Origin of the sequence: Rhizobium sp. RU36D, assembly GCF_900176345.1 — a bacterium.
Lineage (GTDB): Bacteria > Pseudomonadota > Alphaproteobacteria > Rhizobiales > Rhizobiaceae > Allorhizobium.
This window is the reverse complement of sequence record NZ_FWXU01000001.1, coordinates 228,678-241,521: the sequence shown is the minus strand read 5'-3', so window position 1 is coordinate 241,521 and position 12,844 is coordinate 228,678. Positions and strand designations below refer to the sequence as shown.

9 protein-coding genes are annotated in these 12,844 nt (G+C 60.7%); 6 read left to right on the top strand and 3 right to left on the bottom strand.

The window, feature by feature from the left end; all coding sequences use genetic code 11:
- Positions 1-444: 444 nt before the first annotated feature.
- Genes gltB through B9A97_RS01195 form a run of 5 tightly spaced genes read left to right on the top strand, consistent with a single transcriptional unit; the run spans position 445 to position 7,533 of the window.
- Positions 445-5,169, top strand: a complete 4,725-nt coding sequence (gene gltB / locus B9A97_RS01210) for a glutamate synthase large subunit (protein WP_084363144.1) — start codon at positions 445-447, stop codon at positions 5,167-5,169.
- A 57-nt stretch (positions 5,170-5,226) separates the two neighbouring features.
- Complete coding sequence (locus B9A97_RS01205) at positions 5,227-5,496, top strand: antitoxin (RefSeq protein ID WP_244564078.1); 270 nt, start codon at positions 5,227-5,229, stop codon at positions 5,494-5,496.
- Positions 5,493-5,909 carry a type II toxin-antitoxin system VapC family toxin gene (locus B9A97_RS01200; RefSeq protein ID WP_084363142.1) on the top strand — a complete coding sequence of 139 codons (417 nt, stop codon included), beginning with the start codon at positions 5,493-5,495 and terminating at the stop codon, positions 5,907-5,909. Before B9A97_RS01205 ends, B9A97_RS01200 begins: the two co-directional genes overlap by 4 nt.
- Positions 5,906-6,067 (top strand): hypothetical protein, encoded by a 162-nt coding sequence (locus B9A97_RS29685; protein ID WP_179145180.1) that lies wholly within the window; start codon positions 5,906-5,908, stop codon positions 6,065-6,067. Before B9A97_RS01200 ends, B9A97_RS29685 begins: the two co-directional genes overlap by 4 nt.
- Before the next feature lie 11 nt (positions 6,068-6,078).
- Positions 6,079-7,533 (top strand): glutamate synthase subunit beta, encoded by a 1,455-nt coding sequence (locus tag B9A97_RS01195; protein WP_084363141.1) that lies wholly within the window; start codon positions 6,079-6,081, stop codon positions 7,531-7,533.
- Between the two features lie 77 nt (positions 7,534-7,610).
- On the opposite strand, the gene B9A97_RS01190 is transcribed toward B9A97_RS01195, so the two are convergent.
- On the bottom strand, positions 7,611-8,774 hold the full coding sequence (locus B9A97_RS01190; protein ID WP_084363476.1) for an SGNH/GDSL hydrolase family protein: 1,164 nt from the start codon (positions 8,772-8,774) through the stop codon (positions 7,611-7,613).
- A 155-nt stretch (positions 8,775-8,929) separates the two neighbouring features.
- The gene (locus tag B9A97_RS01185) at positions 8,930-10,141 is read right to left on the bottom strand and encodes a lytic murein transglycosylase (RefSeq protein ID WP_084363140.1); all 1,212 of its coding nucleotides are present in this window, start codon (positions 10,139-10,141) and stop codon (positions 8,930-8,932) included.
- A gap of 227 nt (positions 10,142-10,368) precedes the next feature.
- Between B9A97_RS01185 and galU the strand changes: the two genes are divergently transcribed.
- Entirely contained in the window at positions 10,369-11,256 is an 888-nt protein-coding gene (gene galU, locus B9A97_RS01180) for a UTP--glucose-1-phosphate uridylyltransferase GalU (protein ID WP_084363139.1), read from the top strand.
- A 2-nt stretch (positions 11,257-11,258) separates the two neighbouring features.
- Here galU and B9A97_RS01175 read toward each other — a convergent pair whose 3' ends face one another.
- Positions 11,259-12,839: an outer membrane beta-barrel protein gene (locus B9A97_RS01175; protein WP_084363138.1), complete on the bottom strand. Its 1,581-nt coding sequence runs from the start codon at positions 12,837-12,839 to the stop codon at positions 11,259-11,261.
- Between the last annotated feature and the right edge of the window lie 5 nt (positions 12,840-12,844).

The window sequence follows — 12,844 nt, the reverse complement described above, 5'->3', positions numbered from 1 at the left end:
TGCCGTCAGGACGCAAGAGACGACAAGTCAAATCCCGATTGGCGAAATTTTCTTACGCCATCTGACGTATGGCCGTAATCTTCCTTCTCCAGCATCCTTAATTATTTTCCATGCGACCTTGCTTAAACGGAATCTTTCTGGCATAGAAAATCCGAAAATAGGTCAGCTAAGTTGACCTAAAATTCGATCCTGAGAGCCAAGTTTTTCTGGATTGGAGCTATTACGCAGCCGGATTTCCGCGCTATAGTCGTGTTCCAAGTCAGATGGGCAGTCGAAGGCAGGCATTGAAATATGCATTTGCTGCTGACCCATTCCCGAAAAACCATGGTGGCGATGTCATCGCGACATCGCGGGATAGCAGCCTGAGTTTCCGGCATGGTTTCGACCTGCCGGCCGTATGTCACGGAAACTGCCTGCCCAAGGCAATTTACTGGAGGGAAGACGATGACGGAATTGACGGCATCTGAAGCATTCGATCGGTCTGGCGCGCTTGTGGAAGCGCCGGCGAAAGCCGCTCCGGTCGCAGCCCGCACGCTTCCTGCGCGCCAGGGTCTCTATGATCCCACCAACGAACACGATGCCTGCGGCGTCGGCTTCATCGCCCATATGAAAGGGCAGAAGTCGCACCAGATCGTCAAGGACGGCCTGTTCATCTTGGAGAACCTGACCCATCGCGGCGCTGTCGGCGCCGATCCGCTGATGGGCGATGGTGCCGGCATCCTGGTTCAGATCCCCGACCAGTTCTTCCGCGAGGAAATGGCCAAGCAGGGCATCACCCTGCCGAAGGCGGGCGAATATGCCGTGGGTCACTTCTTCTTCCCGCAGGATGAAGAGCATATCGCCCATTTCAAGCAGGTCATTTCGGAAGTCTGTCATGACGAGGGGCAGCACCTCATCGGCTATCGTGATGTGCCTGTTGATAATGCCTCGCTATCCAAGGCGCCTGACATCGCGGCCACGGAGCCGCGTCATATTCAGGTGTTCATCGGCGCTGGCCGCGATGCCGCGACCCAGGAGCAGTTCGAGCGTCGGCTGTTCCTGCTGCGCAAGGTCATTTCCAACCGGATCTATGACCAGTTCGGCGGCCAGGAAACCGGCTTCTATCCGGTATCGCTGTCTTCCTCCACGATCGTCTACAAGGGCATGTTCCTGGCCTACCAGGTCGGCGCCTATTATAAGGACTTGAGCGATCCGCGTTTCGAATCCGCGGTTGCCCTCGTGCATCAGCGGTTTTCGACCAACACCTTCCCGTCGTGGAAGCTGGCGCATCCCTATCGCATGGTCGCCCATAACGGCGAAATCAACACGCTGCGCGGCAACGTCAACTGGATGGCGGCGCGTCAGGCATCTGTTTCCTCGCCGCTGTTCGGCTCCGATATCACCAAGCTCTGGCCGATCTCCTATGAAGGCCAGTCGGATACCGCCTGCTTCGACAACGCGCTGGAATTCCTGATGCGCGGCGGTTACCCGCTGGCGCAGGCCGTCATGATGCTGATCCCGGAAGCCTGGGCCGGCAACCAGTCGATGAGCCCGGAACGTAAGGCGTTTTACGAGTATCATGCGGCCTTGATGGAGCCGTGGGATGGTCCGGCCGCCGTGTGTTTCACCGATGGCAAGCAGATCGGCGCGACGCTCGATCGCAACGGCCTGCGTCCGGCGCGCTATCTCGTGACCGACGACGACCGCGTGATCCTTGCGTCCGAAGCCGGCACGCTGCCGGTGCCGGAAGAGCGGATCATCAAGAAGTGGCGGTTGCAGCCCGGCAAGATGCTGCTGATCGACATGCAGGAAGGGCGCATCATTTCCGACGAGGAAGTGAAGTCGCAACTGGCCGGCACACATCCCTATCGCGAGTGGCTGGACCGTACCCAGTTGATCCTCGAAGACCTGAAGCCGGTGGAGCCCCGCGCGCTGCGTCGCGACGTCTCGCTGCTCGATCGCCAGCAGGCCTTCGGCTATACCAGCGAGGACACCAAGCTGCTGATGTCGCCGATGGCGACGACCGGTCAGGAAGCTGTGGGCTCGATGGGCACCGACACGCCGATTTCGGCCATGTCCACCAAGTCCAAGCTGCTCTATACCTATTTCAAGCAGAACTTCGCGCAGGTGACAAACCCGCCGATCGACCCGATCCGCGAAGAACTGGTCATGAGCCTGGTGTCGTTCATCGGCCCGCGGCCAAACATCCTCGACCATGAGGGTGCCGCCCGCGCCAAGCGCCTTGAGGTTCGCCAGCCGATCCTGACCAATGGCGACCTGGAAAAGATCCGCTCGATCGGCCACACCGAGGACCGCTTCGACACCAAGACGCTCGACTTCACCTATGACGTGGAGCGCGGCGCCGAAGGCATGCCTGAGATGCTGGAGCGGCTGTGCGAGCGTGCCGAGGCGGCGGTCAAGGGCGGCTACAACATCATCGTGCTGTCCGACCGTCAGATCGGACCGGATCGCATTGCCATTCCCGCGCTGCTGGCGACGGCGGCTGTCCATCACCACCTCATCCGCAAGGGCTTGCGCACCTCGGTCGGCCTCGTCGTCGAATCCGGCGAACCGCGCGAGATCCATCATTTCTGCTGTCTCGCCGGCTTCGGTGCGGAGGCGATCAACCCCTATCTCGCCTTCGACACGCTGCTCGACATGCACAAGCATGGCGAATTCCCCAAGGAAGTCACCGAGGACGAAGTCGTCTATCGCTACATCAAGGCGGTCGGAAAGGGCATCCTGAAGGTGATGTCCAAGATGGGCATTTCCACCTACCAGTCCTATTGCGGTGCGCAAATCTTCGACGCGGTCGGCCTGTCGTCCGAGCTGGTGGCGAAGTATTTCTTCGGCACCGCCACCACGATCGAAGGTGTCGGCATTGCCGAGATTGCAGAGGAAACGGTGCGCCGTCATCATGCCGCCTTCGGCAAGGATCCGGTGCTTTCGACCACGCTCGATATCGGTGGTGAATATGCCTACCGCATGCGCGGCGAAAACCATGCCTGGAGCCCGGATTCGATTGCGGCCCTGCAGCATGCGGTGCGTGGCAACAGCCAGGACCGCTACCGCGAATTTGCCGAGATGGTGAATGATAGTTCGCTGCGGCTCAACACCATCCGCGGCCTGTTCAAGATCAAGTCGGCGGAAGCACTCGGCCGCAAGCCGATATCGATTGATGAGGTCGAACCGGCGGTCGATCTGGTCAAGCGCTTCTCGACGGGTGCCATGTCCTTCGGCTCGATCAGCCGCGAGGCCCACACAACGCTGGCCATCGCCATGAACCGGATCGGCGGCAAGTCGAACACCGGCGAGGGCGGCGAGGAAAGCGATCGCTACATGCCGCTTCCGGATGGCTCTTCCAATCCCGAGCGCTCGGCGATCAAGCAGATCGCGTCAGGCCGCTTTGGCGTTACGACGGAATACCTCGTCAATGCCGACATGCTGCAGATCAAGGTGGCGCAGGGTGCCAAGCCCGGCGAGGGCGGCCAGTTGCCCGGCCACAAGGTGGATGCCACGGTTGCCAAGACCCGGCACTCCACGCCGGGCGTCGGCCTGATCTCGCCGCCGCCGCATCATGACATCTACTCGATCGAAGATCTGGCGCAGCTGATCTACGACCTGAAGAACGTCAACCCGGAAGCCGACGTGTCGGTCAAGCTGGTGTCGGAAGTCGGCGTTGGCACGGTTGCCGCCGGCGTCGCCAAGGCGCGCGCCGACCATATCACCATTGCCGGCTTCGATGGCGGCACCGGTGCATCGCCGCTGACCTCGCTCAAGCATGCCGGCAGCCCCTGGGAAATCGGTCTCGCCGAAACCCAGCAGACGCTGGTGCTGAACGGTCTTCGTTCGCGCATCGCGCTGCAGGTTGACGGCGGGTTGAAGACCGGCCGGGACGTGATCATCGGCGCGCTGCTGGGTGCCGACGAATTCGGCTTTGCCACGGCGCCATTGATTGCAGCGGGCTGCATCATGATGCGCAAGTGCCACCTGAACACCTGCCCGGTTGGCGTTGCCACCCAGGACCCGGTTCTGCGCAAGCGCTTCAAGGGTACGCCCGAGCACGTCATCAACTACTTCTTCTTCGTGGCCGAAGAAGTGCGCGAGATCCTCGCTTCGCTCGGCGTTGCCAAGCTGGATGAGATCATCGGCGCTTCGGAACTCTTGGAAAAGGACGACATGCTGGCCCACTGGAAGGCCAGGGGTCTCGATTTCTCCCGCATCTTCCACAAGGTCGAAGCGCCCAAGGAAGAGACCTACTGGACATCTAGGCAGAAGCACCCGATCGACGATATCCTCGATCGCAAGCTGATCGAGAAGGCCATGCCGGCGCTGGAAAACCGCCAGCCCGTGGTGTTCGATGTCGACATCAAGAACGTCGATCGGTCGGCAGGTGCCATGCTATCAGGTGCCTTGGCCAAGCGCTTCGGCCACAAGGGCCTGAAGGACGATACGATCCACGTGACGCTGAACGGCACGGCCGGCCAGTCCTTCGGTGCGTTCCTGGCCCGCGGCATCACCTTCGATCTCGTGGGTGACGGCAATGACTATGTCGGTAAGGGCCTGTCGGGTGGACGCATCATCGTGCGCCCGCCGGAAAACGCGCGCATCCTTGCGGAAAATTCGATCATCGTCGGCAATACCGTGCTCTACGGCGCCATCTCGGGCGAATGCTACTTCCGCGGCGTGGCCGGCGAACGTTTCGCCGTGCGCAATTCCGGTGCGGTGGCCGTCGTCGAGGGCGTGGGCGACCATGGCTGCGAATACATGACCGGTGGCATCGTCGTGGTTCTGGGTGAAACCGGCCGCAACTTCGCAGCCGGCATGTCGGGCGGCGTGGCCTATGTGCTGGATGAAAGCGGCGATTTCGCCAAGCGCTGCAACATGGCCATGGTCGAGCTGGAGCCGGTGCCGGAAGAAGATGACATGCTGGAGAAGCTGCATCACCACGGCGGCGATCTCATGCACAAAGGTCGTGTCGACGTGTCCGGCGACATGACCAGGCATGATGAGGAGCGGCTCTACCAGCTGATCTCCAACCACCTCCACTACACCGGCTCGACCCGTGCCAAGGCGATCCTGGAACAGTGGGCCGAGTATCGGCCGAAGTTCCGGAAAGTCATGCCGGTGGAATACCGCCGTGCCCTTGAGGAGATGGAGCGAATGCGCATGGGTGTTGCTGCGGAGTAGTTTTGCTGTCGGGTGTCTCGTGATATGACAGTGTCATATCACGAGATGGAGGTGGTGATGTTTTCTATGCCAAAGGAGCGAAAAGCGAAGATATTCATGAACGGGAGAAGCCGGGCTGTTCGGATACCGAGCGACTTCGATCTCACGGGTGATGAAGTTGTTATCCGTCAAGAGGTCGATGGTGTCATAACCATTCAGCCCGCGAGGCAGAGGCTTTCGCCGGGCGGATTGATCGATTGGCTCAGGCAGGCGGAACCACTTGATCGGGATTTTCTGCAGATCGAGGATTTGCCAGTTAGGGAAATTGATCTGGATCTTCCCAAATGAGTTACTTATTCGACACTAACGCCATTTCTGAATTCATTCGAAATCCGGAGGGTCAGACTGCGAGAAGAGTGGCAGCGCTTAAGGATGGCGAGTTGAGAACCAGCCTGATCGTGGCGGCCGAACTGAGATACGGCGCAGCTAAGAAGGGCTCCGAACGTCTGACACGTTTGATTGAAACAGTGTTGGCCCAATTCGAGGTCCTGCCATGGGAAGCACCGGCCGATGTGCACTACGCCTCTCTCAGAAACAGTCTGAGCAGGAGTGGGCAGCCGATCGGTGACATGGATATGCTGATTGCGGCTCATGCGCTTGCCCAGGACGCGGTGCTTGTGACGGACAATGAAAGAGAGTTCTCCCGGGTTCCGGGACTGAAGATCGAGAACTGGCTACATAGCGGTGGAGATCAGGCATGATGGACGAAATGCCTGTCCCCGTGTCCATGACGCTGGGAACGGCAGTTCCTGTTGCTGTCGACCTGGTCAGCCGCTCGGTTCGAGTGGAGTTCATCGTGCTGGGGGCGATTATCGGCCTCGCCTACTGGTATTGGAGGCCTTTGGGCCTGCCGTTTTGAAAGGGTAAGACATGGGCAAGGTTACAGGTTTCATGGAAATCGATCGGCAGGTGGCCAAGTACCAGCCGGCCTCCGACCGCATTCGCCATTTCCGCGAATTCACTATCCCGATGTCGGATGCCGAGGTGACCAAGCAGGCGGCGCGCTGCATGGATTGCGGCATTCCCTATTGCCACGGTCCGACGGGTTGCCCGGTGCATAACCAGATCCCGGACTGGAACGACCTCGTCTACAACAACAAGTGGGAAGAGGCGATCCGCAACCTGCATTCGACCAACAACTTCCCGGAATTCACCGGTCGCGTCTGTCCGGCTCCCTGCGAAGAGGCCTGCACGCTGAACCTCGAGGACACGCCGGTTGCGATCAAGACGGTCGAACAGGCGATTGCCGACAAAGCCTATGAACTCGGCTTCATCGTGCCGCAGCCGGCCACCGTGCATACCGGCAAGAAGGTCGCGATCATCGGTTCCGGTCCCGCCGGCATGGCGGCTGCCCAGCAGCTCGGGCGTGCTGGCCATGACGTGCATGTCTATGAGCGCGAGACCAAGCCCGGCGGCTTGCTGCGCTATGGCATCCCGGACTTCAAGATGGAGAAGAACTTCATCGATCGTCGCGTCGAGCAGATGAAGGGCGAAGGCGTCACCTTCTATTGCGGCGTCAATGTCGGTGTCGATATCGCGGTAGAAACGTTGCTTTCGGAGCATGATGCCGTGCTCTATTGCGGCGGCTCTGAAACGCCGCGCGAGGCTGGCATTCCCGGTGTCGACCTGCACGGCGTTCATGATGCCATGCCCTATCTGGTGCAGCAGAACCGTCGCGTTGGCCGCGAGAACATCGACAGCGTCGGCTGGCCGTCCGATCCGATCCTGGCCGGCGGCAAGCACATTGTCGTCGTCGGCGGTGGCGATACCGCGTCAGACTGCGTCGGCACGGCTTTCCGCCAGGGCGCGGTCAAGGTGACCCAGCTCGATATTCGTCCGCGTCCGCCTGAGACCGAGGACAAGCTGGCGATCTGGCCTTTCTGGGCCACCAAGATGCGCACCTCCTCCAGCCAGGCGGAAGGCGCGGTTCGTGAGTTCCAGGTTGGAACTCTCGAGTTTGTTGGCGAAGAGGGCGTGCTGACAGGCGTCAAGTGCTGCCAGGTGGATGATCGCCGCAAGCCGATCGCTGGCACGGAATTCATCATCAAGGCCGATCTCGCCTTCATCGCGATCGGCTTCTCCGGTCCCTTCCGGGATAGCGTGCTGAAGGAACTCGACGGCAAGCTGACGCTGAACACCGACCGCCGCGGCTCGACCAATGTCGTCGCCGACGACAAGACCTACAAGACATCGGTGGACAAGCTCTGGACGGCAGGCGATGTCCGCCGTGGTCAGTCGCTGGTAGTCTGGGCTATTCGCGAAGGCCGTCAGGCCGCCCGCGCCATCGACGAAGCGCTGATGGGAACGAGCCTCCTGCCGCGGTAACGCGGCGAGCCAAGTATCGACAAAAAGAGAGCGGCAGTTCGTTGACGGACTGCCGCTCTCTTTTTTCGTGTGAGAGTTTATGGCGTGGTGCCGGTTCGCAGCACGCGATAGTCGTCAATGCGACCGGGCGGTGCGGTGCCAGACTCACCCTTCTGGACCAGCATGTCCCGCGCCGTGGGAATGGCGGAGATCGTGGTCAGCGGCGCGCCGCCGAGCAGAGCGCCGCCGCCATCAAGGTTCGGATCGGATACGTCGATCGGTGGCGTGCTGGTGATGATCTTCATTTCCGAAGGCGGCAGGCTGACCAATGCCGGCAGGTTGCTGGCATCAAGGCGCACCAGATCGGGGCTGGCCATTTCTCCTAGATGCCGTCGCGCGGATTTCTCGATATAGAAGGCCATCTTGCGCTTGCCGGCCGCCGTCATGTTGATGCCGTCGGAGCCACGCAGGCGCACCTGCTGCCCCTTGATATCGGAGCCGGTGACGACGAAGCGTCCGTCCTGATCGACGAAGCCTTCCCAGATATCGATGAACTCGCCGCCAGCCTTTTCAACATTGGCGCGGAATATGCCGTTGAGGGTGATGGCATCAGAGCTCAATTTTGGCGATTGGAACGGCGGAATGCCGACCCAGAGCAGCGGAATGCGGCGTTCGGCTGCAATCCGGGTCAAGGCTATGATGCGGTTCTCGTATTCCCTCAGCCATGGCTCGCTGCGGAATTCCACCTTCTCACCGGCCACCGTCATCTGTTGCCGGTCATTAGCGCCCAACTGGACGATAGCCACCGCCGGTTTCAGCTCATCCAGCAGCAGCGGAAACTGCGCCTGCCAGTCGTAGTAATCCGCTCGCACCAGGCCGGACGACCCGTTGCTGCGACCTTCGACAATGACGCCCGGAGACTGTTCAAATGCCTCTTTCAAACCATCGGCAATGCCGTCGGCAAAAAAATCGCCGATCACCAGGACCTTGCGGGCGTTCTCGACCTTCTCCACCGGGCCGGCCGGGGCGTTGGTCAGAGTATTGATGGTCGTCACGCTCTCCGCGCTCGGCTTGCGCCGGCGGGGCGTGCGCTTTTGCGGCGGGGGCTCTTCCACACGTTTTGGAGTTCCGAACAGCAATTGCAGCAAGGTGCGGCGTTCCTGCCGCTCCTGGGCAAAGGCGCTGTTGTCGGGCACGGCCACGGCAAACGCCAAGGTCATCGCCAGAACGATCCGAGATAGCCTGTTCTGACTTATGCGCATGCCGGGCATCCCTGCCGCCTCAAGACTGAATTCATGGAACCTGATGGCGCAAACTGGTGAGGTTCGATCGCCAGTTTCTTGCACATGTCCCTATCTCGAAACCGGCGAGTGATTTCGGGGACATGTGCTAGATGTGGCGGCAGGTCGGTCCTTTGTCAATTGCGAAGCGCGTTCAGCAAGTCGACACTGGGATTGCCGTCGACCGGCATGCCCAGGCGTTGCTGGATCGCCTGGATCGCGGATTTCGAGCCAGAACCGAAATTGCCGTCGATTTCGCCCTTGTAGTAGCCAAGGGCGCTCATGCGCTGCTGCAGCTCGAATTTCTGCTTGATATCAAGCGTTCCATTGGGACGCGGCCAGGATTGCATCATGCCGCCATAGCCAGCGATCTCGTCGGCCAGCAGACCGACTCCCAGGGCATAGGTGTCGGCGGCGTTATAGCGCTTGACGACGAAGAAGTTCTTGGTCATCAGGAAGCCGGGACCGTTGGGTCCACCCATCATCTTCAGTTCGGCCCGCTCGTTCGGCCGCTGAAAACCCTTGCCGTTGGGTCGCTTGAAGCCGAGCTTCTGCCATTCGGCCAGCGTCATGGTCTTGCCGGCATATTTGCTGCCGCCCGCAGGTACGACGGCCTCAAAGCCCCAGGTCTTGCCCGTCTGCCAGCCATTTTTCGCCAGCAGGTTGGCCGAGGTCGCGAGTGCGTCCGGAATGGAGCTCCAGATATCCTTGTGGCCGTTGCCATCGGCGTCGAAGGCATACAGCAGATAGCTGGACGGGATGAACTGCGTATGGCCCATGGCGCCGGCCCAGGAGCCGGTCAGGCCCTTGGCGCTGACATCGCCGTTCTGGAGGATCTTCAGGGCGGCAATCAACTGCGTGCGGGCATATTTGGCGCGCTTGGGGTCGCCATAGGCAAGGGTCGCCAGCGCCGTCGGCACGTGATGCAGGCGATCATCCTTTTCCAGAACCGCGCCGTAATTGGATTCCATCGACCAGATCGCCAGCAGGATATGCTTGTCGACGCCGAAATGTCTTTCGATCGCGGCCAGCGTGCGGCCATGGCGGGCCAGCATTTCGCGGCCGATCTTGACCGTGTAGGGGTTCACCCGGCTGTCCAGATAGTCCCAGACCTGCGATTTGAATTCCGGCTGGTAATTGGCCTTTCGCAAGACTTCCGCGTCCGGCGTGGTCACGCCCTTGAAGGCTGCGTTGTAGGTCTGTTCGGTAATACCGCTTTTGGCCGCCGTGGCGTAGAAGCCGCGAATCCACTTCTGAAAACCGGCATCAGCATAGGCATCCAGCGGAAACAGAGCGACCGTCAGGAAAAGAGCCGCGGCTCGGGTGGTCCATGCATGGTGCTTGATCATTGGCTGTCATATCCGTCTGTTCATACCTACAGGCACTCGTCTTCAATACGACGAGGGTGCTCACTCAGTTTACGCGGATTTGGTCAACAAATTCTTTACCATGCTTGTTCGCATTGTGTTGATGTGTTGCGGCGCAGCGTGGTCCGTTTGCAAAACAGTAGTATTTATATACTAATTCGCTCAATCGACGAATAAATGATTTTTTCGTTTTGGCGCCGGAGGCATGTGTGACTGAGAATAAAAAGCTTCGTAAAGCCGTATTTCCCGTGGCGGGCCTTGGCACCCGCTTCTTGCCGGCCACCAAGGCCGTGCCGAAGGAAATGCTCACCGTGGTCGACAAGCCGGTGATCCAATACGTGGTGGACGAGGCCGCGGAAGCGGGCATCGAGCACTTCGTGTTCGTGACCGGTCGTGGCAAGGGTGTCATCGAAGACTATTTCGATATCCAGTATGAGCTGGAACAGACCTTGAAGAGCCGCAATAAGAATGCGGAACTCACGCTTTTGGCGGGCATCCTGCCGAAGGCGGGCACCGCCAGCTTCACGCGCCAGCAGGAGCCGCTCGGACTTGGCCATGCGGTCTGGTGCGCGCGTGATATCGTCGGCAATGAACCCTTTGCAGTTCTCCTGCCTGACATGATCATGTCCGGTGGTGGCGGCTGCCTGAAGGGCATGGTCGAGCTGTATAACCAGGCGGGCGGCAATATCATCGCCGTCGAGGAATGCGCGCCGGAACTCGCCCATCGCTATGGCATCGTTGCCCCCGGCGACAAGATCGGCGAAGGCTTCCGCATCACGGCCATGGTGGAAAAGCCGGCCAAGGGCACGCAGCCGTCCAACTATTTCATCAATGGTCGCTACATCCTGCAGCCGGAGATCTTCAACCTTCTGGAAACCCAGGAGCGGGGCGCCGGCAACGAAATCCAGCTGACGGACAGCATGCTGAAGCTCCTGAAGCAGCAGGACTTCACCGCCTATCCGTTCCGCGGCGTGACCTATGACACGGGTGCCAAGGATGGCTTCATCCTCGCAAACGTCGCCTATGCGCTGGAGCGCGAAGATATCCGGCCGACGGTTGAGGCCCAGCTCAAGGCCATGATCGCCGCGCTGAAGTAATTTCAGCGTTTGGTGGTGATACCGATACCGGCACGCAGCACCTGCGTGTCGGACCCCGTCTTGCGGCTCGTATATTCGTAGCCGAGATCTGCGGTCAGATCGATATAGCGATTCAGGCCGTAAGACAGTCCAGCGCCCGTGGCGTAGGTCGTGCTGTCATTGGCGGCGGAAGCCCCCGAATAATCGTTCCACTTCGTCGAGCCGGTCAGGCGCGCAACCAGGTCGGTGCGCAGCTGATGCGACAGGGCGGCCGTGAGCGCGCGGGATATGTAGCCGTTCTCGCCCGCGGTGGTCGACGGTTCCAGCGTCGTGGCGAGACCCAGGCTGATATCGGTTCCGCGCTGGGGAGACCAGGCCAACGTGCCTTCGGCGGCTACCGCTTCCAGATCGGCCAGCCGTCCGTCTTCGAAAATCTGCCGCTTGTAGCCGAGGCCTAGCTCACCCTTCAGCTTGTCGCCGAGATCGACGGCCACGCCGCCCTTGGCGCCATAAATGTCACCGGAGCGGGCATAGCCGGCGGTATCAAGCCCGCGGTCATATTCGACGCGGCCGATGGACGCTTCCACGAAGGGAATGAGGGCCGGCGAGATTTCATAGCCGACGCGGCCACGCAGCGTGCCGGAGATCCGGTCGCGATCCTTCAGCGACAGGACGTTGCCGTTGGTCAACTGAACGTCCGAATATTGATATCGTTCCGCATCGACAGCGACCGTGCCGCGCAGGATGCCGAGATCCCGCTCTAGCGCCAGGCCGCCGGAAAAGCGGTGAATTCCGGACTGCTGCTTGGCGCCGGAGATGGCATTCGGATCGTCGGTGTCCTCGCGGCTGAAGTCGTATCCGGCGGTAATCCTGGCGATCATGTCGCGCGAGAGATCAAGCCGCAGGTCGCCCTTGATGCTGGCACTGGGCTTCGTCGCGCTGTCGCCGCTCAGGTTCCTCTGCCATTTGCCTTCGCCTGTTACGATGAGCTGATGCCGCGACCAATCTGAGGACAGCACGCCTTTCAGACCCGTTTCCGTATAGGTGCGACGCTCGCGCGTGGCGCCGCTGCGTGTTTGTTCTGTTGCCAGCGACTGCGACAGCGAGGGACGCAGCGTGAATGTGCCGAGGGGGATGCCTGGCGTCTCGGTTTCCTCGGCGCGACGCGGCAGGCGCTCGTCAAGCGGTGTGCCGCGTAGATTGGTACGCCTGAGATCGGAGGTATCGTCGAGTTCGCCTGGAGCCAGCGGCTCCTCCCCCGGGCGCAGGCTGCCGGTCGCGGTGGGGTCCGTTGTTGCGGCCGCGTCATCAGTTTCGGACGCATCGGTGGAGGTCGTCGTTGCCGTCGTCCCCGCGGTGGTGTCAGTCGTGCCGCTGGTGGTCGCGCGAGCGCCACGCAGGCCCGAGGCCGGTGCCGAGTTCGTTGTGCTCTGCGTTGGCAGCAAAGTGGTGGTGCGGGGCTTCGTTGTGGATGTCGTCGATGTCGATTGGGCTGACGCTGTCGAGGAGAGGAGCGACAGGGCAGCCACGCAGAGACCGAGCGACAACGCGCGCTGCCGCTGTCGGGCCGTTGCTGGCGCAATCCCTGTCTTCCTGGTGTCCATGCTGT

What these genes read in the sequence shown, in the direction of transcription:
- gltB (WP_084363144.1), top strand. Translation starts at nt 445, where the DNA reads ATGACGGAATTGACGGCATCTGAAGCATTCGATCGGTCTGGCGCGCTT.
- B9A97_RS01205 (WP_244564078.1), top strand. Translation starts at nt 5,227, where the DNA reads ATGTTTTCTATGCCAAAGGAGCGAAAAGCGAAGATATTCATGAACGGG.
- B9A97_RS01200 (WP_084363142.1), top strand. Translation starts at nt 5,493, where the DNA reads ATGAGTTACTTATTCGACACTAACGCCATTTCTGAATTCATTCGAAAT.
- B9A97_RS29685 (WP_179145180.1), top strand. Translation starts at nt 5,906, where the DNA reads ATGATGGACGAAATGCCTGTCCCCGTGTCCATGACGCTGGGAACGGCA.
- B9A97_RS01195 (WP_084363141.1), top strand. Translation starts at nt 6,079, where the DNA reads ATGGGCAAGGTTACAGGTTTCATGGAAATCGATCGGCAGGTGGCCAAG.
- B9A97_RS01190 (WP_084363476.1), bottom strand. Translation starts at nt 8,774, where the DNA reads ATGCGCATAAGTCAGAACAGGCTATCTCGGATCGTTCTGGCGATGACC.
- B9A97_RS01185 (WP_084363140.1), bottom strand. Translation starts at nt 10,141, where the DNA reads ATGATCAAGCACCATGCATGGACCACCCGAGCCGCGGCTCTTTTCCTG.
- B9A97_RS01175 (WP_084363138.1), bottom strand. Translation starts at nt 12,839, where the DNA reads ATGGACACCAGGAAGACAGGGATTGCGCCAGCAACGGCCCGACAGCGG.